Below are 23,296 nucleotides of genomic sequence, written 5' to 3'. Positions count from 1 at the left end.
CACATTTGCCACATAAAGGAATAGCAACAATACTTAATAAGTCAAGACATCCAAAATGAAGGATATCAGATGAAATTATCAGTGATTTCAGCCTTGTTTATATTAATTATCCCTACTGCATGGGCAGATAATAACGGCGGGTTACAAAAGGGTGACGCGCCGCCACCGCCGCATGCGCTGGATAGCGGTTATCGTGGTACCGATGATGCGCGCATTATGACCATTACTCAGGCGAAAGAGATGCATGATGGTGCCTCTATTTCATTGCGCGGTAATCTTATTGATGGCAATGGCGATAAATACGTATTCCAGGATAAAACCGGGAAAATCGACGTTATTATCCCGAAAGCCGTATTTGACGACAGAACCGTGGAACCTGACAACATGATCAGTATTAGCGGCTCGCTCGATAAAAAATCATCCCCACCCGTAGTGCGGGTCAGCCACTTGCAAAAATAATTCAGCGAAGCGTTAACGCTGTAACTATCCATCAAATCTCACCCCTAACAAGGAGTTAGCTATGAGTGATAATGAACAACGTACGAACGCTTACCCAACGCCACCTTTCCCGGAGCAGCCTCAGACGCCACCGGGCCTGGCCTCAGAGATGGAACCCGTACCCGACCACGGCGAGAAGAGCTACAAAGGGCATGGTCGTCTTGCCGGTAAGAAGGCGCTAATTACCGGGGGCGATTCCGGCATAGGACGCGCGGTAGCCATTGCCTATGCCCGCGAAGGGGCAGATGTCGCGATTAACTATTTGCCGGAAGAGGAAGAAGACGCAGCGGAAGTCATCGCCCTGATTAAAGCGGAAGGACGGAATGCCGTCGCGCTTCCGGGCGATGTGCGGGACGAAACTTTTTGTCAGAGCCTTGTGGAGCAGGCCGTCTCAAAACTGGGCGGGCTGGATATCCTGGTGAATAACGCAGGCCGCCAGCAGTACCGTGAGTCGCTGGAAGAACTGACCACGGAAGATTTTGACGCGACCTTTAAGACCAACGTCTATGCGCCTTTCTGGATCACAAAGGCGGCGTTGCGCCACATGAAAGCCCCCGCCTCCATCATTAACACCTCATCTGTACAGGCGGTGAAACCGAGCGCCGTACTGCTTGACTATGCGCAGACCAAAGCCTGTCTCGCGGTGTTCACCAAAGCGCTGGCGAAACAGCTGGGACCGAAAGGGATACGCGTGAATGCGGTAGCGCCGGGACCTTACTGGACCGTGCTTCAGCCCAGCGGTGGGCAGCCACAGGAGAAAGTGAAACACTTTGGCGAGAGTACCCCTCTGGGACGCCCGGGACAGCCCGTGGAGATCGCACCGCTGTATGTCACCCTGGCCTCGGATGAGTGTTCATACACCTCCGGGCAGGTGTGGTGTTCAGACGGCGGGGATGGCGTCATCTAGCGCTCAAGGCTCGCAGAGTGTAGGCCGGGTAAGGCGAAGCTGCCACCCGGCAAATTGTTGCAGGCGAAAGCTAAAGGGCTGCGAAAGCAGCCTTTATTACGTTTAAGGGGTGACGACAGGAAACCAGAAGCTGAAGCTCTCCATGCAGCGCAGCATTTCGTTTACCTTCGCGGCATTGCCGACGATCGTCACCTCTCCTGCCTGTTGCGCCTTTTTCAACGTGGTCTCTTTGAGGATGATTTTATTCAGCGTTTCGCGGCTGAGCGTGATGGTTGCATCCGGATCTTGTGCCTGAGCGTTGGCGCTATGGTTCAGCACGCCATTCTCCAGCTCCAGCTTGTACCTGCCGCCCTCGCGGCCCAGATCAACGTTAAAAATCCCTCTGGCATTCGCGGCTCTGACGCCGTTAAGGTGAACGCCGAAGTAGTCAAAAATCATCTCAGTCGACATGGCACGGACCGCATCCGGGCTGGCGGTATTGGGCGTCGGCATCCTCTTCACGCCGTTACGCAACGCCTGCGCACCGGTGAGGTAGGCGTTACGCCAGGGTCCTGACTCAGCCTGGTATCCCAGCTGTTCAAACGCGTCCGCTTCCAGTTCGCGCGCCGCCTTATTATTGGGATCGGCAAAAACGACTTTATTCATCACCTGCGCCACCCAGCGGTAATTTCCCCGGGCATAATCAACCCGGGCTTTTTCAAGGATCGCGCGGGCTCCGCCCATGTAATCGACATATTTTTTCGCCGCCTCGACCGGAGGCAGTTCATTGAGCGTCGCCGGATTGCCGTCGAACCAGCCAAGATAGTAGACATAGGTGGCTTTGACATTGTTGCTTACCGAGCCGTAATAGCCACGGCCTGCCCAGGATTTCGCCAGCCCGTAAGGCAGGGCGAAATTAGCGGCTATCTCATCCCTCGTCAGCCCTTTATTCGCCAGCCTCAGCGTCTGGTCATTGATATAGCGGTAGATATCACGCTGGCTTTTCATCAGCTTCACCACTTTCTTATTACCCCATGTAGGCCAGTGGTGCTGCGCGATAATAATTTCCGCTTTATCCCCCCAACGATCGAGGGCGTTATTGATGTATTTTGACCATGCCAGCGGATCGTGTATCTTCGCCCCGCGCAGCGAGTAAGTATTGTGCAGGGTGTGAGTGACGTTCTCTGCTGCTTCAATCAGCTTTTTCTCTTCCACATACCAGAGCATTTCAGACGGCGCTTCCGACCCCGGCGCCAGCATAAAATCATAGGTGAGACCGTCGATGATCTCTTTCTGCCCGTCTTCGGTAATGGCGTGAGTGGACGCGATAAGCGTGACCGTCCCGGCTGAGGTGGTCGTCCCCAGACCCGCCCCTACCTGACCTTTTACATTGGCCTTTAACAGGTTTCCGTAGATATAACTGGCACGGCGGCTCATGGCATTTCCGGCCATGATATTTTCCGATACCGCCTCTTCCATAAAACCTGCTGGAGCATAGACTTTCACTTTGCCGGTTATCACTCCCGCTTCATCGACTACGCCACGCACGCCGCCATAATGATCGACATGACTATGGGTATAAATAACGGCAACAACCGGGCGTTTGCCACGATGTTGAACGTAAAGATCCATGCCCGCTTTGGCCGTTGGATCGATAACCGTGATCCCCTCTTTGCCCTCTATAATCGTCATATTCGACAGATCGAGGTTACGGATCTGGTAGACGCCTTCCGTGACCTCAAACAGACCGCCAATAGTATTCAGCTGCGCCTGACGCCACAGGCTCGGGTTGACGGTATCCGGCGCTTTTTGCCCTTCTTTGATAAAAGCGTATTTCTGGGGGTTCCAGATAACGGCGCCTTTTTCGCCTTTAATCACCGCGGGTGGCAGCGGGGCAATAAAGCCTTTGTGCGCATTTCGGAAATCCGTCTTATCGAAGAAGGGCAGTTGACCATAAAGTGCATCATTCATCTCTTTCGTATGGACAGTGGCTCCCTTCCCTTCCTTTTGTGCCAGGACAGGCAATGAGGTCAACGACACTAATAGCAGACCAGCAACGGCTATCGCACTAACGAGAGTTTTAAATTTCATACTTCCTCGAGGAGTTATATTCACGCTGGCGGTACATGGGGGGAAAGGAGGCTATCACCAGGCTTATCTTTAACCTATGGAAATAACGTTTATAAATAAATTAGTTTATTCTTTCGTCACTGCGTCCTTAAGGGATAATGCTGAGTCCAGTTATTTCCCCGGAGTGATTCGATGAAGAGCCTGCCGTTCTTTTTCGCTGTATTAACCCTCAGCACATTAACAGCCTGTAGTTCTCCCCAACCAGACAATGTTGAAAAAATTAATCATCTGCAAATTCCACTGGTGTTGCCGGGGGAAAAACCGCCGCAGGCACAGATATCGCATATCGCGTCTCTTTATCAGGAAAATAAACAGCAGATCGAGACCTTAACGCGCAGCGTAAAATCACAGTATCTACAGGACACCACCGCAAAAGAAATTTTTGTTGCGGACAGTGACGTTCAACGCGTCTATGCCTCGCTGACCAAACTGGAACAGTTAGATATGGTTAATCAGCAATACCTGAAAGATAATAATGTCATGGGCCTGCAAAATATTCATATCATTCTTGAACCGTTATTCACCAGCTGAAAATAAAAAACCCGGCAACATAAGCAGCCGGGTTTTTATTAATGGGCATATCACGGGCATCAGTCGTACTGACCAAAGCGATAGCTAAGCCCTGCGGTGACGGAACTCAGGTCGCTGCTCACGCCGATCTGGTTAACATTGCCCACGTTGCTTACCCACTGATATTCCAGGCGGCCCGCCCAGTTTTTATTGAAAGCGTATTCAGTACCCACGGCTGCAAGCGGGCGCACACCGGTTTCAAAACGATTGTGACCACTTACATCGGATTCAGCGCGATAGCCCATTGCGCCGGCACGGCCGTAAATATCCCAGTCACTGGTCAGGGCATAACTGGCCTTCAGAGACATTTGCAGGCCCTGCGTCTTCATTTGCGCCCCGGCGCCATGCTGACCTTTAATCTGCATGTTACCTAAATAATCATAACCACCTTCTACCGCAAGCCATGGGGTAATCTGATAACCCGTATAAACACCCCCGCCGACATTATCATGGTTAAAATCGAAGTGATCGGAATACGTGTTCTCAAACGCTTTTGAACCCATATTGGTATCAAAATAGTGAGACCAACCGAATTTAGCCCCGCTATACCAGGTGCCCGCATCAGCGGCGGCGAACGCGGAAGTGGCGGTAAATGCATTAGCCATAATCAATGCGATAACTGTCTTTTTCATAAATATACCGTTTACTTGATAATGTTAAATCTGAGAAAGCAAACGATATAGAAAATTAACGGTAGCGTTAATTGCATTTCTGTTTAATTTTAAACTTCCGCTAGAATGACTCGGGTAAATGTCTGACCTCAAGCAGATATCCACCGCGCTTAAAGGCGATATATTCCCCCTGCTTAAGGGCAGATAATACATTGAGTATACTGCTGCGAGAGAGCAGCGTACGATCCTGGATATATTCCAGAATCGTGGTACGCAAACGCGTCTCTTCCGGGAGCAAAATCATTTCCTGAAGGTGGTTACGAATAACGGAATAGGTACGCTGCTGGAGTACCTGGGCATCACGGAATATTAAATAGGCCGTATGGTATGAGAGCAGCGCGGCGACATCCTCCCAGACGCCCTCGGCACGAAACAACTCAGCCGCCTTGTCCGCATCGAGACGTAAAATAGTCGACTCTCTTTCAGCACGGAGAAGGTGCCCCTGCGTAGGCTGGATCATCTCTGCAATACCAAACAAATGCGGCTCGTAAACGGTCACTACCACCAGTCCATCCGAAGCCCGCAGCAGGGACAGCTCTCCTTCCAGAAAGAGGTACATCTGCTGTTTCCCCTTCCGTAACCAGGTGAGTCGCTTACGCGGAACAACGTGCACTTTCTCCGCTATCGGCTCAAGGATGGCGGTCAGTCTTTCGATGGATTTTTCGGGTCGAACAGGCGGTAAAATATGCATGGTACAACCTTCTGACATTCAATATCTGCCATTATAGACCATATATTTTAAGCGGTTAGCCGATCAAAACTGATAGCTGTAGTTGACGCTGGCAAACCAAAGATAAGGATGATCGTAACTTCCGGCAAACGCCGTCGGGGATTTCACATGCGACGACTGCATATGAAGATACGACACGGCAATACCAATATTGCTGGCCGGGGTGATCTGATACTGGGCTCCCGTGCCAAATCGCCACTCATCCCCGGTGGGTAAAGTTAAGGCCACATCACTCTGACTCTCATACGGCGAGCTGTCGAACGCCACACCGGTATTCAGTCGCCACTGAGGTGTTGGACGATACTGCACGCCCACCGCGCCGTGCCACGTATCCTTCAGGCGGCTGACGTTGTTCAGTTGCCGATCCCCAACGACGATTTGCGGGGCACCGAACTGGCTCCAGTCCTGCCAGCCGAGATCGCCCATAACCGACCACCGAGGGTTAATATCATGCACAAGACTGAGCATGATTTGCTGCGGCGCGCTGATTTGTGCCGACACCGGGAGGTCGTAGGCACCATTCTGTACTCGAGCTTTGCCGTTAACAGAGTAGCGATAGTTCGTCTCGCTGTTCCATGTAATACCGGCTCGCGTCTGGTCGGTCAGTTGCATGAGTAGCCCAAGCCGATAGCTCATGGCCCAGTCCTCATCATGCTGCCGATAGTCATTATCATTAACGTTGCGGGTCAGCGAGAAATAACCGTAATTAACGTTGGCGGACGCCCCTATTGAGAGTCGGTCGTTGAGCTTGTATGCCAGTGACGGACTGAGCGTCATTGCAACCAGGGTACTCTTTTTAATCAGCCTGTCGCCCGCCCAGCTACCGTAATCGATCCCCAGACCGTAATTACCGTAAAGCCCGATCCCGGCATAAAGATCATCGTTTATCTTCTGGCTATAAAAGGCGCTGGCATTCGGGATGGTTTTCATCACGTCGCCGGGGCTTTGATGGGCATGGTTATCCAGCTGGTTGTCGATGGAGCCATCCATAACCTGTAACCCGCCAGTGACCATATGATCCGGCAGGCGCGTCATGCCAGCAGGGTTGGTCATGATTGTCGAGGCATCCTGCGCACGAGCCGCCTGCCCTGCTCCGGCAAGCGCGGTATCTTCGGTGCCGGCTTCATAAAAATAGAGGGCGCTGGCATGGGCACTGGAGGCGGCAAATAAGCCCGCGCACAGGAGGAGTCGTGTTTTCATCTGCGATCCGGGAAATAAAAAATTTGCCGACAGATATAACAGGGGCGCCTGATGACGTAAAAAGGAAGAGGGTTTAATTTTAAATTATGCGCGGTTCAGCCCCTCTTAATATCTCTGACAATTCAGCGACGTCCGGAATAAGGCGCCGCTACGTCCTGCACCTGTAATACGCTCAGGTACAGGACGATAAAATCCAGGAATTTTGTTCAGGTTTATCCGGCCTTACTTATAATGCTCCAGATTGGTTTCCGGGCCCGTTCTGGCAATTTCCTGAGCTTTGCCGAAACTTTCAATCAGGCACTTATATTCCGGACAGACATGCTCTGCCAGGATCTCAGCAAAGCGAGAACCTTCCTCGCGGTTCCAGGTTCTCATTAATTCAGCGACAATGGCAAACGTATCGGTAGGGATCGCCCCCGCCTGAGCCACGCGCGCGATGGTGGTATCGGTCGCGATTTTGGACCAGTTCCCCGAGGCATCCACAACACAGTAAACCTTATACCCCTCCTGGACAGCGCTAACCGCAGGGAACGCCATGCAGACGCTGGTGAGCGTGCCGGCAATAATCAGGGTCTTTCTGCCCGTCTTTTCCACTTCCTTCACAAACGCCGGATTATCCCAGGTATTAATCTGCCCGGTGCGTGGAACATACACGGCATGGGGTGCATATTTGTGAATTTCCGGGATGAGCGGGCCATTGGGACCGTCAGGAACAGAGGCCGTGGTGATCACCGGGATATTTAAAAGCGTGGCAACTTTGGCTATCGCTGTCACATAATTACGAAGGTCTGGTACAGGCACATCACGTACCGTGTTGAATAAGCCACTCTGATGGTCGATGAGTAAAATTACAGCGTCATCAGTATCAATCATACCGTTTGTAGCAGCCATATTTCTTTCCTCATGATTTCTTTTACATTGCCGTCAACTCTCCCGGCTCCGCGATTTTACATGCACATGGTCAGGGTATAATGCATTGATAAATCCTAATGAATAGTAGTCCGATCCGGTCTGAATACCGCATCATTTCAGGACAATTTCTGGCACGGTACGCTGAGCCATCGACGCTGACGGAAAGCCCTCGTGAGGAGAAGAAATCTTTACAATGCCGTTACGCGGCCATTCGTATTCGTTCGGCTGAAGGCAAGCGTTATTCATTACTGGGATCGCCCTTATCCTCCCGCATGGATTCGATAAACTCCCGTTGCTCCTCTGTGAGTTCAAGCTCATCCAGCAAGCGATCTAACTCTTCTTCAGGTGATTCCTTTTGGTTCTTTCTCTTCCCGGTAGCCATACTCACCCTTGAGTTATTAGGATTAATCTCAGGGTATCCAGGGTACAGGAAATGTGCAACTTAGCGTGTTATGCCGACAACCGATCATAACAATGAACGAAAGGGGGAAGCAGGTACGCCAGTACAGGAAAGACTGATAGGGGTATTCCTGTTCCGGCGATGAAAGATAGCCAATTGAAAGCCTTGCCAGATTACATACGGGCTTTGCAATAATCGAGAGGGTGCAATGCCTACCTTCCCTTTAGTTTAACTTAACTCAAATTTAATCACATTTAAATTAATGATTTTGTTAGATTTAATCGTTTATTGCCCTCTCACATATAGGTACACTTTCTCTATGGTTTTTTTTTATAACAGCATGAGGAAAAAGTGAAAATGGCTATTCCAGCTTACCTATGGCTTAACGCAAAGCCGCGCAGGAACAACGGATCCGGCTTTTGGTGATTGGTTTGGCTCAACGCCTTACGGTGATGATCCTAACGACCAGTACTGGATAAGAGCGGGTATCGACTATGCAAAACGCACAGGTTTTTAAGAAGCGGTATCTACTTCTGATCCTGTTGGCTGTTGTCGCCTATGGGATATACAACTTGCTGCACTTTTCACCACTTGAGCAAGTGATTATTAAGAAGGCGAAAGTTAACAATCTGGCTAATCTTTACATCACAGAAGCGAGTGCAGGAGCCACCACAGGCTTTTCCTACCGTTTCTATCTCTATGATGTAACCAAAGATGATAAAGCGTTTATGGCGAGTCTGGAGAACGATCACCAGCCTTTCATGATCACCACGGACAAAGATGCATTGAAGAAGGTCGAGAATAATGCGATCTACCTTTCCGTGAAGGGAACCATTTACACCTTTCACAGCCCTGCGGATTATCTGGCAGGTGGCTCGATCTACTCCGTCCCTGTCTATTTAACCGCATCACCATACTAAAAACATAGCCAGCTGCCACGCTGGCTCTTTCTCTTCTGGTTTTAGACAACAGAAACCATTAAGCCCCTTAGAGGTTAGAAGACAAGCGTAGCACAGCGATTTCATAAGACTGTCAGAGGGTTACCTGCATTTCGTGTGCAGGGAGGACGTCAATGCTCTACAGGACATAACGCCTAAACAAGTTAGTCAGCGCTACTGAGCAACCTACTGAAATAAAGAGAGTTTTTGAACGGTTCTTCTTGGGGAAATTCTGGAGCGGGCGAAGGGAATCGAACCCTCGTATAGAGCTTGGGAAGCTCTCGTTCTACCATTGAACTACGCCCGCTTTGAGGTGCGTAAGGCATTATAGACCTTACGCCTCTTCATACAAGCCTTTCCCCCACTAAGTGGCGATTAAATAATCACTTAGCACTTCGGCTTACTGCCCTGCGCCGGAAGATAACGCTGCGGATCGATGGCCGTGGCCTTATAGCGGATCTGGAAGTGCAGCTTAACCGTATCCGTCCCGGTACTGCCCATGGTCGCAATCTTCTGCCCCGCCTTCACGTTCTGGCCGTTATTGACCAGCATCGTGTCGTTATGCGCATACGCCGTAATGTAGTCCTCACCATGCTTAATCATGATCAGGTTACCGTATCCACGAAGCTGGTTACCGACATAGACCACCTTCCCGGCCCCTGAAGCGTAAACCGGTGTGCCGCGTGCGGCAGCGATATCAATACCTTTATTGCCACCTTCCGAGAGCGAGTACGGCGCAACCACTTTTCCGCTTGCAGGCCAGATCCAGCAGCGCTGACCAACCGGCGGCCAGGATGATTTAGGCACCTGATAGGATGGCGTGACTTTGGCTGTTTTACGCGTTGAGGACTTTTTCCCTGAGGAGGAACCGCCGTTAACCTTGAGCTTCTGCCCTACCTCAATAGTATACGGTGGAGAGATATTATTCAGGCGCGCCAGCTCCTTCACGCTGGTTCCCGTGGCGCGTGAGATGCGGTAGAGCGTGTCCCCGCGCTTAACGGTATAGACTGCACCGGAATAACTGCCCATATCCGAAGATTTACTCCCCGAGCATCCTGCTACAAGTAGCGTCAGCGTCAGGCAGAAAACGGCAATGATCGGGTTTCTCGTCAGGCTTCCTGCAAACAAAACAGCTCCTCGGTCAGCGTGAATGGCGCACTATGATAGCAGCCCAAACTGATGCCGGTCATGCCCTTTTCCGCTCTGTGGGCCAAACCGTTCGCATAAGAATGCAGTATAATAATTCCGCTGATGGTGCTGAACCATTAAGCATTTTGGCACTGGAGCATCAATGAGTATTCAAGAACACGTTATTTTGGTAAATGACCAGGGAAAGGTGATTGGCACTCAGGAGAAGTACGCCGCGCACACGTCACACACCCCGCTACACCTGGCCTTCTCTTCATGGCTGTTTAACGCTAATGGAGAATGTCTGATCACCCGGCGCGCATTAAGTAAAAAAGCCTGGCCCGGCGTATGGACCAACTCCGTTTGCGGTCATCCACAGGCCGACGAAGCGACAGAGCAGGCGATTATCCGCCGCTGTCGCTTTGAAGTCGGCGCCGAAATCACAGACATCACCCCCATTGCCCCGGAGTTCCGCTACCGTGAAGCCGACCCGTCAGGGATCGTTGAAAACGAAATCTGCCCGGTCTATGCCGCCCGCGTAACGAATACCCTCGCAATCAATGACGATGAAGTAATGGAGTATCAGTGGGTGGAGCTGGACGCGCTATTCCGCGCGCTGGACGCCACACCGTGGGCATTTAGCCCGTGGATGGTGCAGGAAGCGAACACCGCGCGTGAAAAACTCAGCGCCTTCGCGGCGCAATAAAAAAGCCCCGGCGATAAACGCACGGGGCTTTTTTTACGTCTTAAAGGCTTATTTCACCGGACGCATCGCCGGGAACAGGATCACGTCGCGGATGGTGTGGCTGTTGGTGAACAGCATCACCATACGGTCGATACCGATACCCAGGCCAGCCGTCGGCGGCAGGCCGTGCTCCAGCGCGGTCACGTAGTCTTCGTCGAAGAACATCGCTTCGTCGTCGCCTGCCGCTTTCGCGTTAACCTGATCCTGGAAGCGCTGCGCCTGATCTTCTGCATCGTTCAGCTCGCTAAAACCGTTACCGATTTCGCGGCCACCGATGAAGAATTCGAAGCGGTCAGTGATTTCCGGGTTCTCGTCATTACGACGCGCCAGGGGAGACACCTCCGCTGGGTATTCGGTGATGAAGGTCGGCTGAATCAGATGCGCTTCGGCCACTTCTTCGAAGATCTCGGTCACGATACGGCCCAGACCCCAGCTCTTCTCAACCTTAATACCGATGCTTTCAGCGATCGCTTTCGCAGAGTCGAAGTTATCCAGATCCGCCATGTTGGTTTCCGGACGGTATTTCTTGATCGCTTCGCGCATGGTCAGTTTTTCGAACGGCTTGCCGAAGTCGAACACCTCTTCACCGTAAGGCACCTGGGTGGTGCCCAGAATGTCCTGCGCCAGGGTGCGGAACAGGGATTCGGTCAGCTCGATCAGATCTTTGTAATCCGCATACGCCATATAGAGTTCCATCATGGTGAACTCTGGGTTATGACGTACGGAGATACCTTCGTTACGGAAGTTACGGTTGATCTCAAACACACGGTCGAAACCGCCGACCACCAGACGCTTCAGATACAGTTCCGGCGCGATACGCAGGTACATGTCCAGGTCCAGGGCGTTGTGATGGGTGATGAACGGACGGGCGGAGGCACCGCCTGGGATCACCTGCATCATCGGGGTTTCTACTTCCATAAAGTCGCGGTTAACCATGAACTGGCGAATACCGGCCATGATCTGGGAGCGAATTTTGAAGGTCTTACGGGATTCATCGTTAGAGATGAGATCCAGGTAACGCTGACGATAGCGCGCTTCCTGATCCTGCAAACCGTGGAACTTGTCCGGCAGCGGGCGCAGGGCTTTGGTCAGCAGACGCAGTTCGGTGCAGTGGATAGACAGTTCACCGGTCTTGGTTTTGAACAGTTTACCTTTAGCGCCCAGGATATCGCCGAGGTCCCACTTTTTGAACTGCTCGTTGTAGATGCCTTCCGGCAGGTCGTCACGAGAGACGTACAGCTGAATGCGGCCGCCAACGTCCTGTAAGGTCACGAAGGACGCTTTACCCATGATACGACGGGTCATCATGCGGCCCGCCACGGACACTTCAACGTTCAGCGCTTCCAGCTCTTCGTTCTCTTTACCGTCGAAGTCTGCGTGCAGTTGGTCTGAGGTGTGGTCACGACGAAAATCGTTCGGGAACGGCACGCCCTGCTCGCGCAGCGCTGCCAGCTTCTCGCGGCGGGTTTTCAGTTCGTTGTTAAGATCGACTACCGCGTCAGCGCCCTGTGCTTGTTGTTCAGACATGTTGGTTCCTCATAACCCTGCTTTCAAACTTGCTTCGATAAATTGGTCCAGGCTGCCGTCCAGCACCGCCTGCGTGTTGCGGGTTTCAACCCCGGTACGCAGGTCTTTGATGCGGGAGTCATCAAGGACGTAAGAACGGATCTGGCTGCCCCAGCCGATATCGGACTTGTTGTCTTCCATCGCCTGCTTCTCAGCATTTTTCTTCTGCATCTCCAGCTCATAAAGCTTCGCTTTCATCTGCTTCATGGCCTGGTCTTTGTTCTTATGCTGGGAACGGTCGTTCTGGCACTGTGTTACCAGCCCGGTTGGAATGTGGGTAATACGCACCGCAGATTCCGTACGGTTAACGTGCTGACCACCCGCGCCGGATGCGCGGTAAACGTCGATACGCAGGTCCGCCGGGTTGATGTCGATATCGATATCTTCATCCACTTCCGGGTAGACAAACGCGGAGCTGAAGGAGGTGTGACGACGGCCGCCGGAATCGAACGGGCTCTTACGCACCAGGCGGTGAACGCCGGTTTCAGTACGCAGCCAGCCGTAGGCGTAATCGCCAATAATCTTGATGGTGACGGATTTGATACCCGCCACTTCACCTTCGGACTCTTCGATAATCTCGGTTTTGAAACCGCGCGCTTCCGCCCAGCGCAGGTACATGCGCATCAGCATGCTCGCCCAGTCCTGCGCTTCGGTACCGCCAGAACCTGCCTGAATATCGAGATAGCAGTCAGCGCTATCGTATTCGCCGGAGAACATGCGACGGAATTCCAGCTGCGCCAGCTTCTCTTCCAGCACGTCGAGCTCTGCCACGGCTTCGTTAAAGGTTTCTTCGTCGTCGGCTTCGACAGCCAGCTCCAGCAGCCCAGAAACATCTTCCAGACCCTGCGCCATTTGATCCAGCGTATCTACGATGGCTTCGAGGGAGGAACGCTCTTTACCCAGCGCCTGAGCGCGCTCAGGTTCGTTCCAGACGTCCGGCTGTTCCAGCTCGGCGTTTACTTCTTCGAGACGCTCTTTCTTGGCATCGTAGTCAAAGATACCCCCTAAGAACGTCAGAGCGCTCCGTGAGGTCCTGAATGCGGTTTTTTACCGGATTAATTTCAAACATGGTCTGTTTTCTTTTATGAGCTTGTCAAAATGCGGTGATAAGAGCGGGATTGTACCGAATCCACGCCCTTTTTTATAGAGATTACTGACGCTAAATTGGCCAGATATTGTCGATGATGATCTGAAGGGAGCGGTTACCGCGGAACTCGTTAATATCCAGCTTATAGGCCAGCTCAACCTCGCGCACGCCGTTGTCCGGCCAGATGGAGGTATCAACGTTAAAGGCGATGCCGTCGAGCAGCGGTCCGCCGCCGACCGGTTCCACCATCACTTTGAGATGGCGTTCGCCCACGATGCGCTGTTGCAGCAAACGAAAACGTCCGTCGAAAAGCGGCTCTGGGAACATCTGCCCCCACGGGCCGGCATCGCGCAGCATCTGCGCCACCTCCATGGTCATTTCAGCCGGTGAAAGCTCACCGTCAGAAACCACTTCACCCTGCAACAGAGCCGGATCGATCCACTCGGTGACCAGTTCGCCAAACAGACGCTGGAATTCGTCGAACTTCGCCTCTTCCAGCGACAGGCCTGCCGCCATCGCGTGACCGCCGAACTTAATCATCAGGTTCGGATGCAGCGTATCCAGACGCTCCAGCGCATCGCGCATATGCAGACCCTGAATGGAACGACCGGAGCCTTTCAGCGTGCCGTCCCCGGCGGGGGCGAACGCGATCACCGGGCGGTGGAAACGCTCTTTAATGCGCGACGCCAGAATGCCCACCACGCCCTGGTGCCATTCGGGGTGATACATCGCCAGCCCGCCCGGCAGGGTATCGCCGCTGCGCTCCAGCTTTTCGCACAGGGTCAGCGCTTCGGCCTGCATGCCCTGCTCAATCTCTTTACGGGTCTGGTTGAGTGCGTCCAGCTCACTGGCCAGCACGCGCGCTTCGCCGATGTTGTCGCACAGCAGCAGCGCAACGCCAACCGACATATCATCCAGCCGCCCCGCCGCGTTCAGGCGCGGGCCGAGGGCAAAGCCTAAATCGCTTGCCGCAAGCTTCAGCGGATCGCGGTTGGCAATTTCCAGCAGCGCCTTAATCCCCGGACGGCATTTACCTGCCCGAATGCGGCTTAAGCCCTGCCAGGTGAGAATACGGTTATTGGTATCGAGCGGCACCACGTCCGCCACGGTTCCCAGCGCCACCAGATCGAGATACTCCGCGAGGTTCGGCACGGCAATCCCGCGCGATTCGAACCAGCCCTTATCTCGCAGCAACGTGCGTAACGCCAGCATCAGATAAAACGCCACCCCTACTCCGGCCAGCGATTTCGACGGGAAATCGCAGTCGCGCAGGTTCGGGTTAATGATGGCTTCGGCGGCAGGCAGAGTTTCTCCTGGCAGGTGGTGATCGGTGACCAGTACCGGGATCCCCAGCGCATGGGCATGATCGACCCCCGCATGAGAAGAGATCCCGTTATCCACGGTCATGATCATCTGTGCGCCACGGGCGTGGGCCTGAACGACCACTTCCGGGCTGAGGCCGTAGCCGTCTTCAAACCGGTTCGGCACCAGGTAAGTCACGTTATCGCAGCCCAGCGCACGCAGGCTGAGCACGCTCAGCGCGGTACTGGTTGCGCCGTCGGCATCGAAATCGCCCACCACGACAATCCGCGTGCCTTCCCGGAACGCGTCGTAGAGCATTTCAGTCGCTTTTTCGATGCCACTCAGCGCTTGCCAGGGCAGCATGCCTTTGACGCTGCGCTCAAGATCGCTTGCCGTACGCACGCCACGGCTGGCGTACAGCCGCTTTAACAGCAGCGGAAGCGTGTCTGGTAAATCCGCGGTTTCACCCGCATCGCGGCGGCGCAGTTTTATCGGGGCTTTCACGCGAATTATTTACCACCCATCTGTTTCTGGTGCTCGTCGAGGAACGCCTTCATCTCTTTTGGCCCCTGGTAGCCCGGCACCACGTAGCCGTTACTCAGCACAATGGCTGGCGTACCGCTCACGCCAAACTGTACGCCCAGCGCGTAGTGGTTAGCGATGTCGATATCGCAGGACGCGGGCTTCACGCCTTTGCCGTTCATCGCGTCATCAAAGGCCTTGTTGCGGTCTTTCGCACACCAGATCGCTTTCATATCCTGCTCAGGCTGGCTCTGCACGCCGGCGCGTGGGAAAGCCAGGTAACGCACGGTAATGCCCAGCGCGTTGTAGTCTTTCATCTCTTCATGCAGCTTGTGGCAGTAGCCGCAGGTGATGTCGGTGAAGACGGTAATAACGTGCTTTTCCTGCGCCGCTTTGTAGACAATCATCTCTTTTTCGAGCGCGTTCAGGTTTTTCATCAGCAGCTGGTTAGTGACGTTCACCGGCTGCGCGCCGCTCACGTCGTACATAGGCCCCTGAATGATGTGCTTACCGTCTTCGGTCACGTACAGCACGCCGCTGTTGGTCAGCACCGTTTTCATGCCAGCCACCGGCGCTGGCTGGATCTCGCTGCTGGCGACGCCGAGTTTCGTCAGAGACTGTTTAATGGCGGCATCGTCCGCATGGGCAATACCGGAAATCGAAGCTGCCAGCAGTGTGAGCAGCGCTAAAGACTTTTTCATATTTGTTCCTGTAACAATTCGTCGGCACTCACGCGCGAGGGTGGTGCTGTTGGTGTAGCTGCCGCAGGCGTTCCGTCGCGACATGGGTGTATATTTGCGTCGTTGAAAGATCGCTGTGTCCAAGCAACATCTGCACCACGCGTAAATCAGCGCCGTGGTTTAACAGATGCGTCGCGAAGGCGTGACGCAAAACGTGCGGCGACAGCTTCTCACTGTCAATACCCGCCAGTGTGGCGTAATGTTTAATGCGATGCCAGAACGTTTGTCGCGTCATCTGCTGCGCGCGCTGGCTCGGGAACAATACATCTATGGAGACGCCGTTCAGCAGCCATGGACGCCCGTGTTCCAGATACGTCTCCAGCCAGTAGACCGCCTCTTCACCCAGCGGCACCAGCCGTTCTTTGTTCCCTTTACCGATAACGCGCACCACGCCCTGACGCAGGCTGATATCGCTCATCGTCAGGCCCACCAGCTCGGAAACGCGCAAGCCCGTGGCATACAATAGTTCAAGCATGGCTTTATCGCGTAACTCCAGCGGAAGGTCAACTGCGGGCGACTGTAATAATCTCTCAACTTGTGCTTCGCTGAGATCTTTTGGCAGCCGCTGAGGCAGTTTAGGCGATGCCAGCAGTGCGCTGGGGTCATCCGCGCGGATCTTCTCGCGGTACAGGTGCTGGAACAGGCGGCGCATGGCGCTCAGCAGACGTGCGGAGCTGGTGGCTTTGTACCCCCCTTCCATCCGCTCAGCCAGTAACCCTTGCAGGTCATCGCTTTGCGCGCTTTCAAGCGTCAGCCCCCGATGCGCCAGCCACTCGACCAGCAGCGTGAGATCCCGACGATAGGCGCTGAGCGTATTTTCAGCGAGGTTTTTCTCCAGCCATAGCGCGTCGAGAAACTGTTCGATGAGTGCGAGATCCTTTTCCACATCAGCCCCTTTGGTTCTGCAATCTGGCCATTATGCCTGAATGCCATCGGTTTCTGGTACACTACGCGCAAAGTCATAGCAAGAATTGAGATAGTTACGCGATGAATATTGGTCTGTTCTATGGTTCCAGCACCTGCTACACCGAAATGGCGGCGGAGAAAATTCGTGACATCATTGGCCCGGAACTGGTGACGCTGCATAACCTGAAAGATGACGCGGTTGCCTTGATGGAGCAGTACGATGTGCTGATTCTGGGTATCCCTACCTGGGACTTTGGTGAGATTCAGGAAGACTGGGAAGCCATCTGGGATCAGCTCGATTCAGTCAATTTTGAAGGCAAAATCATTGCGATGTACGGCATGGGCGACCAGTTGGGCTACGGGGAGTGGTTCCTTGACGCACTCGGCATGCTGCACGACAAACTGGCGCCAAAGGGCGCGACCTTTATCGGCTACTGGCCTACGGAAGGCTATGAGTTCACCAGTCAAAAACCGATTATTGCCGACGGTCAGCTGTTTGTCGGGCTCGCGCTGGATGAAACCAACCAGTACGATCTTAGCGACGAGCGCCTCCAGAGCTGGTGCGAGCAGATTCTGGGTGAGATGGCCGAGCAGTTCAGCTGATTTACTCCTGCGTCGGCTGTTGCACGATCAACCGGCGCAGATCTCGCCACTCCGCAGGATCCATACTGTCTGCGGCCAGCCACAGGTGCTGGCGACGGTTATCCTCGACCCGACGCAGCCGTAGCATCATCCCGGTATTAAGCATCCACGGCGTCCCCATCATCTCCCACTCTTTTCCCTGCCAGCGCAGGCGAGAATCCATCAGCAGCTTAATTTCACCCTGACGGGCGTTGATTCGACGCTGGCTGCGCACGCTGTCAAACACCACAAACGACAGCAATAGCAACCACAGAGGGGTATAGCTAAGCGGCCACGGCACCAATAACACCAGTGCCGCCACCAGCCCGTGGAGCAGTAAGGACATCCACTGTGAGCGCCACGAGACGCGAAGATCAGATTGCCACAGGACCACGTTCCTGATTCCGTGTTTGAATTAATTGCACCATCCGTTGCAACTCGGTGTCGGCGGGCTTGCCGTGATTCATCAGCCAGTTGAATAAATCCGGATCGTCAGACTCAAGCAGACGGACAAACAGGCGCTTATCGTCATCGCTTAAGCTGTCGTACTCATACTCGAAGAAAGGCATGATGGAGATATCAAGTTCACGCATGCCGCGACGGCACGCCCAGTGAATACGGGCCTTGTTGTTAATATCCATGTTCTGTTTCCTGCATTACGTTTGGCACAGTCGGTATCCCGTTTGGTATTCATTATTGCTCTCCGGGAACACCTGCTAGTGTAACGTGTTTTTGACCGTTTCTTTACTGGAATATTGCGAACCTCGAGCAGGCTCCCTGAATAATCCTTATAAAGACAGCGGATTACACTATTTTGCGTAGCGCCACGCATAACCGCGTAATGGCACGAATGGCCTGCTGAAAGCGCTTGCATTGAATACAGTCTCTTTTACCATTAGGTATTATCAAAGCGTTAAGCAATTCAGGACATCACTATGGCATTTACACCATTTTCTCCTCGCCAGCCCGCCGCCTCTGCGCGTCTGCCGCTGACGCTGATTACTCTTGATGACTGGGCACTGGCGACACTGACTGGTGCGGACAGTGAAAAATACCTGCAAGGCCAGGTCACGGCGGACGTGGCGCAGTTGACTGAGCACCAGCATCTGCTGGCCGCGCATTGCGATCCAAAAGGCAAAATGTGGAGCAACCTGCGTCTGTTCCGCCGTCAGGACGGATTCGCCTTTATTGAGCGCCGCAGCCTGCGTGACGCCCAGCTTAAAGAGCTGAAAAAATACGCGGTCTTTTCTAAAGTCACCATCGCCCCGGACGATGAACACGTTCTGCTGGGGGTCGCGGGTTTCCAGGCGCGTGCAGCGCTGAAAAACCTGTTTGCCGAGCTGCCGGATGCTGAAAAACAGCTGGTCAGCGAGGGAGCGACCTCCATTCTGTGGTTCGAACACCCGGCGGAGCGCTTCCTGCTGGTAACCGACGAAGCAACGGCGGAACGCGTCACTGACGCCCTGCGCGGTGAAGCACAGTTCAACAACAGCCAGCAGTGGCTGGCGCTGAACATCGAAGCGGGCCTGCCGGTGATTGACGCGGCAAACAGCGCGCAGTTTATCCCGCAGGCGACAAACATCCAGGCGCTGGGTGGTATCAGCTTTAAGAAGGGCTGCTACACCGGTCAGGAAATGGTGGCGCGTGCGAAATTCCGCGGCGCGAACAAACGCGCCCTGTGGACACTGGCTGGTCACGCCAGCCGTGTGCCGGAAGCGGGTGAAGATCTTGAGATGAAGATGGGCGAAAACTGGCGCCGTACCGGCACCGTGTTAGCCGCCGTCCAGCTCGATGATGGCCGCCTGCTGGTGCAGGTTGTCATGAATAATGATATGGAGCCCGACAGCGTGTTCCGCGTGCGGGATGATGCAAACACGCTCAGCATTGAGCCGCTACCGTATTCTCTGGAAGATTGATGCTGTATCGCCCGGTGGCGCTGCGTTTACCGGGCCTACGGTGTTGATATTCTCCCTCTCCCTGTGGGAGAGGGTCGGGGTGGGGGCATCAGACCGCACCTTACAAAAAAACTACACCTGCCCAACATACAGATAAATTGCCAGGAAGTGGCACACGCTGCCGCCCAGCACAAAGCCGTGCCAGATGGCATGGTTGTACGGAATACGCTTGCAGACGTAGAAAATCACGCCCAGCGAGTAGACTACCCCGCCCACCGCCAGAAGCGTCACGCCCCCCACCGCCAGCTTAATGGCTAACTGATACACCACAATCAGCGACAGCCAGCCCATTGTCAGATAGGTAACCAGCGACAACACTTTAAACCGGTGCGCAATAGTCAGCTTAAACAGGATCCCCAGCAGCGCCAGGCTCCAGATCACAATCATCAGGCCACGCGACAGCGGTGAGTTGAGCCCCACCAGCAAAAACGGCGTATAGGTACCCGCAATAAGAAGATAGATAGCGCAGTGGTCAAATTTCTTGAGCCATATCTTCGCCCGTTGATGCGGAATAGCGTGATACAGCGTTGAGGCCAGGAAAAGCAGGATCATACTCCCGCCATACAGACTGTAGCTGGTAATGGCCATCGCGCTGGCGTTGGTATCCACTGCCTGTACCAGCAATAACACTAAGCCGACAATCCCAAAAACCAGGCCAATGCCGTGGCTTATACTGTTGGCTACTTCCTCAGCCAGCGAATATCCCTGTGCGATTAATGGTCTGCTCACCATACTTAACTCCGGGAAAACAAAAGATGATTATTCATCGCCAGTCTATGCTAACTGAGAATGATTCCAGTGAACACCTGTTAGCTAAAATAAATCCACATTCAAGATTTATCTTTATAAATCAGCATAATATAAAAACAATCCACCGCACAGGTGTAAATGATTTCATTAACATCTAAGTAATCAAGGAGATAAATCCGTCTCCCGCCCTTCGTCATCATGGTATGCTTCAGGAATAGTGTCCGACAGCGAGTTTAGCCATTGTGAGTATGTTCAGCCATTCCGCCATTGCCAGCCTCAACAATCTGGAAATGATGGTCTACAACTATGTCATTAAGAACCGCGATAAAGTGATGTACATGACCATCCGCGAGCTGGCGGATGCGGCGGGCGTTTCCACTACTACCATCCTGCGCTTCTGCCGCAAGCTTAACTGCGATGGCTACTCGGAATTTCGGGTGCGCTTTAAACTCTATCTGGAGCAGAACGAGCCGCAGCAGGCGAATTTTGGTGCCAGTGAAATCATCAGCTTCTTTAAAAGCGTAAATAACGAAGAGTTTGATGCGCTATTAGATAACGCAGTCGATATTATTTTATCATCTGAACGAATTATTTTTGTCGGTGCGGGCACCTCCGGATCGCTGGCAAAATATGGCGCACGTTTCTTTTCAAATATCGGGAAATTCAGTAACCATATCGACGATCCTTATTTCCCGGTCACTAACGATATGGCTAAAAATGCGCTGGCTATTGTACTCTCCGTCTCCGGCGAAACCGAGGAGATCCTGCGCTTCGCCAGCCAGTTCAGCCTGCACCACTGCAAGGTGCTCTCAGTCACCAGCCACGAACATTCACGTCTCGCAAAGCTGGCGGACTTTAACCTCTCCTGGCACGTACCGCAAACGCGCATTGGCGGCGTTTACGATATCACCACGCAAATTCCCGTCATCTATATTCTGGAATCATTAGGCCGGAAACTGGCGAAGAAATTAACAGAATAAAACATCCTGTTTTTTTGATGTGACAAATTACAATTTCCGCAAAATGTTATATCGTGACATTTAATTCCGCTTTGCTAGACTCGAAATCAATAAGTCCTGAATTGAGAATAGCAAAGATGAAAAAACTCACCTTACCGAAAGATTTTTTATGGGGCGGCGCGGTAGCGGCGCACCAGGTTGAAGGCGGCTGGAACAAAGGCGGCAAAGGGCCAAGCATCTGCGACGTGCTCACCGGCGGCGCACACGGCGTTCCGCGAGAAATCACGCAGGAAGTGATTGAAGGCAAATATTACCCGAACCACGAAGCCGTCGACTTCTACGGCCATTACAAAGAAGACATCAGGCTGTTTGCCGAGATGGGCTTCAAATGTTTCCGTACCTCCATCGCCTGGACGCGCATCTTCCCGAAAGGCGACGAAACTCAGCCAAACGAAGAGGGGCTGAAGTTTTACGACGACATGTTCGATGAACTGCTGAAGTACAACATCGAGCCGGTGATCACCCTCTCCCACTTTGAAATGCCGCTGCACCTCGTTCAGGAATATGGCGGATGGACCAACCGTAAAGTGGTCGATTTCTTTGTGCGCTTCTCGGAAGTGGTATTTGAGCGCTACAAAAATAAGGTCAAATACTGGATGACCTTCAACGAAATCAACAACCAGCGCAACTGGCGTGCGCCGCTGTTCGGCTACTGCTGCTCTGGCGTGGTCTATACCGAGCACGACAACCCGGAAGAGACCATGTACCAGGTGCTGCACCACCAGTTCGTGGCCAGCGCGCTGGCGGTGAAAGCCGCACGCCGCATTAACCCGGAAATGAAAGTCGGCTGCATGCTGGCGATGGTGGCGCTCTATCCGTACTCCTGCAAGCCAGAAGATGTCATGTTCGCTCAGGAATCCATGCGCGAGCGCTACGTCTTTACCGACGTACAGCTGCGCGGCTACTACCCGTCTTACGTGCTGAACGAGTGGGAGCGCCGTGGCTTCTCCATCAAAATGGAAGCGGGCGACGAGCAGATCCTGCGTGAAGGCACCTGCGATTACTTAGGTTTCAGCTACTACATGACCAACGCGGTCAAAGCGGAAGGCGGTACCGGTGACGCCATTTCCGGCTTCGAGGGCAGCGTGCCGAACCCACACGTCAAGGCGTCCGACTGGGGCTGGCAGATTGATCCGGTAGGCCTGCGCTATTCGCTGTGTGAACTGTACGAACGTTATCAGAAGCCGCTGTTTATCGTGGAAAATGGTTTCGGCGCCTACGACACCGTGGAAGAGGACGGCAGCATCAACGATGACTATCGCATCGACTACCTGCGCGCCCACGTGGAAGAGATGATGAAGGCGGTGACCTGGGATGGCGTGGATCTGATGGGCTACACGCCGTGGGGCTGCATCGACTGCGTCTCCTTCACCACCGGCCAGTACAGTAAGCGCTACGGCTTTATCTACGTCAACAAGCACGACGACGGTACCGGTGACATGTCCCGCTCCCGTAAGAAGAGCTTTGAGTGGTATAAAACCGTCATTGCCAGCAACGGCGAAACGCTGTAATGGCTCGCCCTCTCTGCAAGCGGAGAGGGCAAACCGCTTATCTTCCAGACACTTCTTTACAGCTTTTGCGTTGCCAAAATATGTTCGCCCGATAATATAGGCGTCCTGAATATTTGAGGCGAACATGATCAAGCGACAACGCAACGCTATCCTGCTTGTAGCCCTGGCCTGCCTGGTGGTGCTGATATGCACCGCCCAGCGGATGGCCGGGATGCACGCGCTTGTCATGAACGTCACCGCCACGAGCCAGTCTGTCCAGCAGGGGCAGGAGAGTACCGACGCACCGGTAACCCCGTGTGAGCTTAGCGCTAAGTCGCTGATGTCGGTCCCGCCTGTTTTGTTTGAAGGCGCCCTGATTGCCGTCACCCTGCTGCTGGCGTTGCTGGCAGCCAGTCCACCGCGCCGCGAACGGCAGTGGCCTCCCCGCGTTATCTCCCCGCCCCGGTTAAGGGTGCATCTGCGATTATGCGTCTTCCGTGAATGAGCCTTCGCCTGTTACTTCAGGTTAA

General features: G+C 53.5%; 25 protein-coding genes and 1 tRNA gene. 10 read left to right on the top strand and 16 right to left on the bottom strand.

Translation table 11 applies throughout. The features are described from left to right. The first annotated feature begins 69 nt into the window (after window positions 1–69). On the top strand, window positions 70–459 hold the full coding sequence (locus SK58_RS06225) for a YdeI family stress tolerance OB fold protein (protein ID WP_032649404.1): 390 nt from the start codon (window positions 70–72) through the stop codon (window positions 457–459). Window positions 460–520: 61 nt separating this feature from the next. Then, window positions 521–1,405 (top strand): SDR family oxidoreductase, encoded by an 885-nt coding sequence (locus SK58_RS06220; protein WP_023295372.1) that lies wholly within the window; start codon window positions 521–523, stop codon window positions 1,403–1,405. A 102-nt stretch (window positions 1,406–1,507) separates the two neighbouring features. Here the strand turns inward: SK58_RS06220 and SK58_RS06215 are convergent, their stop codons facing one another. Continuing rightward, on the bottom strand, window positions 1,508–3,475 hold the full coding sequence (locus SK58_RS06215; protein WP_048219538.1) for an alkyl/aryl-sulfatase: 1,968 nt from the start codon (window positions 3,473–3,475) through the stop codon (window positions 1,508–1,510). A 171-nt stretch (window positions 3,476–3,646) separates the two neighbouring features. On the opposite strand from SK58_RS06215, the gene SK58_RS06210 reads away from it, so the two are divergent. Next, entirely contained in the window at window positions 3,647–4,045 is a 399-nt protein-coding gene (locus tag SK58_RS06210; protein ID WP_048219535.1) for a hypothetical protein, read from the top strand. Window positions 4,046–4,104: 59 nt separating this feature from the next. On the opposite strand, the gene SK58_RS06205 is transcribed toward SK58_RS06210, so the two are convergent. From SK58_RS06205 to SK58_RS23045, 5 genes are all read right to left on the bottom strand, one after another. Next, window positions 4,105–4,716: an outer membrane beta-barrel protein gene (locus SK58_RS06205; protein ID WP_032619086.1), complete on the bottom strand. Its 612-nt coding sequence runs from the start codon at window positions 4,714–4,716 to the stop codon at window positions 4,105–4,107. Window positions 4,717–4,816: 100 nt separating this feature from the next. After that, window positions 4,817–5,446 (bottom strand): winged helix-turn-helix transcriptional regulator, encoded by a 630-nt coding sequence (locus SK58_RS06200; protein ID WP_015571785.1) that lies wholly within the window; start codon window positions 5,444–5,446, stop codon window positions 4,817–4,819. Window positions 5,447–5,509: 63 nt separating this feature from the next. Next, the gene (locus SK58_RS06195) at window positions 5,510–6,685 is read right to left on the bottom strand and encodes an OmpP1/FadL family transporter (protein WP_017382880.1); all 1,176 of its coding nucleotides are present in this window, start codon (window positions 6,683–6,685) and stop codon (window positions 5,510–5,512) included. A gap of 222 nt (window positions 6,686–6,907) precedes the next feature. Then, window positions 6,908–7,576 (bottom strand): isochorismatase family protein, encoded by a 669-nt coding sequence (locus tag SK58_RS06190; RefSeq protein ID WP_017382881.1) that lies wholly within the window; start codon window positions 7,574–7,576, stop codon window positions 6,908–6,910. Window positions 7,577–7,835: 259 nt separating this feature from the next. Continuing rightward, on the bottom strand, window positions 7,836–7,979 hold the full coding sequence (locus SK58_RS23045) for a hypothetical protein (protein WP_017382882.1): 144 nt from the start codon (window positions 7,977–7,979) through the stop codon (window positions 7,836–7,838). Between the two features lie 512 nt (window positions 7,980–8,491). Between SK58_RS23045 and SK58_RS06180 the strand changes: the two genes are divergently transcribed. Beyond that, the gene (locus SK58_RS06180) at window positions 8,492–8,917 is read left to right on the top strand and encodes a hypothetical protein (protein ID WP_017382883.1); all 426 of its coding nucleotides are present in this window, start codon (window positions 8,492–8,494) and stop codon (window positions 8,915–8,917) included. A gap of 251 nt (window positions 8,918–9,168) precedes the next feature. On the opposite strand, the gene SK58_RS06175 is transcribed toward SK58_RS06180, so the two are convergent. Continuing rightward, window positions 9,169–9,242, bottom strand: a tRNA-Gly gene (locus tag SK58_RS06175). 80 nt (window positions 9,243–9,322) lie between these two features. Beyond that, on the bottom strand, window positions 9,323–10,063 hold the full coding sequence (gene actS / locus SK58_RS06170; protein WP_022651807.1) for an amidase activator ActS: 741 nt from the start codon (window positions 10,061–10,063) through the stop codon (window positions 9,323–9,325). A 163-nt stretch (window positions 10,064–10,226) separates the two neighbouring features. Here actS and idi point away from each other — a divergent pair, with 163 nt between their 5' ends. Next, window positions 10,227–10,769: an isopentenyl-diphosphate Delta-isomerase gene (idi, locus tag SK58_RS06165; protein WP_003863454.1), complete on the top strand. Its 543-nt coding sequence runs from the start codon at window positions 10,227–10,229 to the stop codon at window positions 10,767–10,769. A 48-nt stretch (window positions 10,770–10,817) separates the two neighbouring features. Here the strand turns inward: idi and lysS are convergent, their stop codons facing one another. The 5 genes from lysS to xerD all read right to left on the bottom strand — a co-directional run bounded on the left by lysS (window position 10,818) and on the right by xerD (window position 16,911). After that, window positions 10,818–12,335 carry a lysine--tRNA ligase gene (gene lysS, locus SK58_RS06160; protein WP_003863452.1) on the bottom strand — a complete coding sequence of 506 codons (1,518 nt, stop codon included), beginning with the start codon at window positions 12,333–12,335 and terminating at the stop codon, window positions 10,818–10,820. A 9-nt stretch (window positions 12,336–12,344) separates the two neighbouring features. After that, a protein-coding gene (gene prfB / locus SK58_RS06155) for a peptide chain release factor 2 (RefSeq protein ID WP_096147815.1) occupies window positions 12,345–13,443 on the bottom strand; the annotation gives its coding sequence in 2 pieces (ribosomal slippage) (window positions 12,345–13,367 and window positions 13,369–13,443; 1,098 coding nt in all). A 90-nt stretch (window positions 13,444–13,533) separates the two neighbouring features. After that, entirely contained in the window at window positions 13,534–15,267 is a 1,734-nt protein-coding gene (recJ, locus tag SK58_RS06145; protein ID WP_048219532.1) for a single-stranded-DNA-specific exonuclease RecJ, read from the bottom strand. 5 nt (window positions 15,268–15,272) lie between these two features. Further along, window positions 15,273–15,986 carry a bifunctional protein-disulfide isomerase/oxidoreductase DsbC gene (dsbC, locus tag SK58_RS06140; protein ID WP_023295380.1) on the bottom strand — a complete coding sequence of 238 codons (714 nt, stop codon included), beginning with the start codon at window positions 15,984–15,986 and terminating at the stop codon, window positions 15,273–15,275. Window positions 15,987–16,014: 28 nt separating this feature from the next. After that, window positions 16,015–16,911, bottom strand: a complete 897-nt coding sequence (gene xerD, locus SK58_RS06135) for a site-specific tyrosine recombinase XerD (RefSeq protein ID WP_003863442.1) — start codon at window positions 16,909–16,911, stop codon at window positions 16,015–16,017. A gap of 101 nt (window positions 16,912–17,012) precedes the next feature. Between xerD and fldB the strand changes: the two genes are divergently transcribed. Beyond that, complete coding sequence (gene fldB / locus SK58_RS06130; RefSeq protein ID WP_015571793.1) at window positions 17,013–17,534, top strand: flavodoxin FldB; 522 nt, start codon at window positions 17,013–17,015, stop codon at window positions 17,532–17,534. Between the two features lies 1 nt (window position 17,535). On the opposite strand, the gene SK58_RS06125 is transcribed toward fldB, so the two are convergent. Both SK58_RS06125 and sdhE read right to left on the bottom strand, forming a co-directional pair. Continuing rightward, the gene (locus tag SK58_RS06125; protein WP_017382887.1) at window positions 17,536–17,946 is read right to left on the bottom strand and encodes a protein YgfX; all 411 of its coding nucleotides are present in this window, start codon (window positions 17,944–17,946) and stop codon (window positions 17,536–17,538) included. Next, window positions 17,927–18,193, bottom strand: coding sequence for an FAD assembly factor SdhE (sdhE, locus tag SK58_RS06120; protein WP_003863437.1), 267 nt, complete (start codon window positions 18,191–18,193; stop codon window positions 17,927–17,929). The genes SK58_RS06125 and sdhE overlap by 20 nt, the downstream gene beginning before the upstream one ends. A 294-nt stretch (window positions 18,194–18,487) precedes the next feature. On the opposite strand from sdhE, the gene ygfZ reads away from it, so the two are divergent. Continuing rightward, on the top strand, window positions 18,488–19,468 hold the full coding sequence (gene ygfZ / locus SK58_RS06115; RefSeq protein WP_048219529.1) for a tRNA-modifying protein YgfZ: 981 nt from the start codon (window positions 18,488–18,490) through the stop codon (window positions 19,466–19,468). 111 nt (window positions 19,469–19,579) lie between these two features. Here the strand turns inward: ygfZ and SK58_RS06110 are convergent, their stop codons facing one another. Further along, window positions 19,580–20,239, bottom strand: coding sequence for a PAQR family membrane homeostasis protein TrhA (locus tag SK58_RS06110; RefSeq protein WP_003863433.1), 660 nt, complete (start codon window positions 20,237–20,239; stop codon window positions 19,580–19,582). Window positions 20,240–20,505: 266 nt separating this feature from the next. Here SK58_RS06110 and SK58_RS06105 point away from each other — a divergent pair, with 266 nt between their 5' ends. From SK58_RS06105 to SK58_RS06095, 3 genes are all read left to right on the top strand, one after another. Next, window positions 20,506–21,237 (top strand): MurR/RpiR family transcriptional regulator, encoded by a 732-nt coding sequence (locus SK58_RS06105; protein WP_015571796.1) that lies wholly within the window; start codon window positions 20,506–20,508, stop codon window positions 21,235–21,237. Window positions 21,238–21,353: 116 nt separating this feature from the next. Next, entirely contained in the window at window positions 21,354–22,787 is a 1,434-nt protein-coding gene (gene bglA / locus SK58_RS06100; RefSeq protein WP_017382891.1) for a 6-phospho-beta-glucosidase BglA, read from the top strand. A gap of 124 nt (window positions 22,788–22,911) precedes the next feature. Further along, window positions 22,912–23,271: a hypothetical protein gene (locus tag SK58_RS06095; RefSeq protein ID WP_003863427.1), complete on the top strand. Its 360-nt coding sequence runs from the start codon at window positions 22,912–22,914 to the stop codon at window positions 23,269–23,271. Window positions 23,272–23,296: the final 25 nt, after the last annotated feature.

The organism is Enterobacter sp. BIDMC93 (genome assembly GCF_001037805.1).
GTDB lineage: Bacteria > Pseudomonadota > Gammaproteobacteria > Enterobacterales > Enterobacteriaceae > Enterobacter > Enterobacter hormaechei_C.
This window is presented reverse-complemented; position numbering and strand designations above follow the sequence as displayed.

What these genes read in the sequence shown, in the direction of transcription:
- SK58_RS06205 (WP_032619086.1), bottom strand. Translation starts at nt 4,716, where the DNA reads ATGAAAAAGACAGTTATCGCATTGATTATGGCTAATGCATTTACCGCC.
- idi (WP_003863454.1), top strand. Translation starts at nt 10,227, where the DNA reads ATGAGTATTCAAGAACACGTTATTTTGGTAAATGACCAGGGAAAGGTG.
- SK58_RS06220 (WP_023295372.1), top strand. Translation starts at nt 521, where the DNA reads ATGAGTGATAATGAACAACGTACGAACGCTTACCCAACGCCACCTTTC.
- SK58_RS23045 (WP_017382882.1), bottom strand. Translation starts at nt 7,979, where the DNA reads ATGGCTACCGGGAAGAGAAAGAACCAAAAGGAATCACCTGAAGAAGAG.
- SK58_RS06215 (WP_048219538.1), bottom strand. Translation starts at nt 3,475, where the DNA reads ATGAAATTTAAAACTCTCGTTAGTGCGATAGCCGTTGCTGGTCTGCTA.
- SK58_RS06190 (WP_017382881.1), bottom strand. Translation starts at nt 7,576, where the DNA reads ATGGCTGCTACAAACGGTATGATTGATACTGATGACGCTGTAATTTTA.
- SK58_RS06105 (WP_015571796.1), top strand. Translation starts at nt 20,506, where the DNA reads ATGTTCAGCCATTCCGCCATTGCCAGCCTCAACAATCTGGAAATGATG.
- ygfZ (WP_048219529.1), top strand. Translation starts at nt 18,488, where the DNA reads ATGGCATTTACACCATTTTCTCCTCGCCAGCCCGCCGCCTCTGCGCGT.
- SK58_RS06110 (WP_003863433.1), bottom strand. Translation starts at nt 20,239, where the DNA reads ATGGTGAGCAGACCATTAATCGCACAGGGATATTCGCTGGCTGAGGAA.
- SK58_RS06200 (WP_015571785.1), bottom strand. Translation starts at nt 5,446, where the DNA reads ATGCATATTTTACCGCCTGTTCGACCCGAAAAATCCATCGAAAGACTG.
- SK58_RS06095 (WP_003863427.1), top strand. Translation starts at nt 22,912, where the DNA reads ATGATCAAGCGACAACGCAACGCTATCCTGCTTGTAGCCCTGGCCTGC.
- SK58_RS06225 (WP_032649404.1), top strand. Translation starts at nt 70, where the DNA reads ATGAAATTATCAGTGATTTCAGCCTTGTTTATATTAATTATCCCTACT.
- bglA (WP_017382891.1), top strand. Translation starts at nt 21,354, where the DNA reads ATGAAAAAACTCACCTTACCGAAAGATTTTTTATGGGGCGGCGCGGTA.
- lysS (WP_003863452.1), bottom strand. Translation starts at nt 12,335, where the DNA reads ATGTCTGAACAACAAGCACAGGGCGCTGACGCGGTAGTCGATCTTAAC.
- fldB (WP_015571793.1), top strand. Translation starts at nt 17,013, where the DNA reads ATGAATATTGGTCTGTTCTATGGTTCCAGCACCTGCTACACCGAAATG.
- SK58_RS06210 (WP_048219535.1), top strand. Translation starts at nt 3,647, where the DNA reads ATGAAGAGCCTGCCGTTCTTTTTCGCTGTATTAACCCTCAGCACATTA.
- SK58_RS06195 (WP_017382880.1), bottom strand. Translation starts at nt 6,685, where the DNA reads ATGAAAACACGACTCCTCCTGTGCGCGGGCTTATTTGCCGCCTCCAGT.
- dsbC (WP_023295380.1), bottom strand. Translation starts at nt 15,986, where the DNA reads ATGAAAAAGTCTTTAGCGCTGCTCACACTGCTGGCAGCTTCGATTTCC.
- sdhE (WP_003863437.1), bottom strand. Translation starts at nt 18,193, where the DNA reads ATGGATATTAACAACAAGGCCCGTATTCACTGGGCGTGCCGTCGCGGC.
- SK58_RS06180 (WP_017382883.1), top strand. Translation starts at nt 8,492, where the DNA reads ATGCAAAACGCACAGGTTTTTAAGAAGCGGTATCTACTTCTGATCCTG.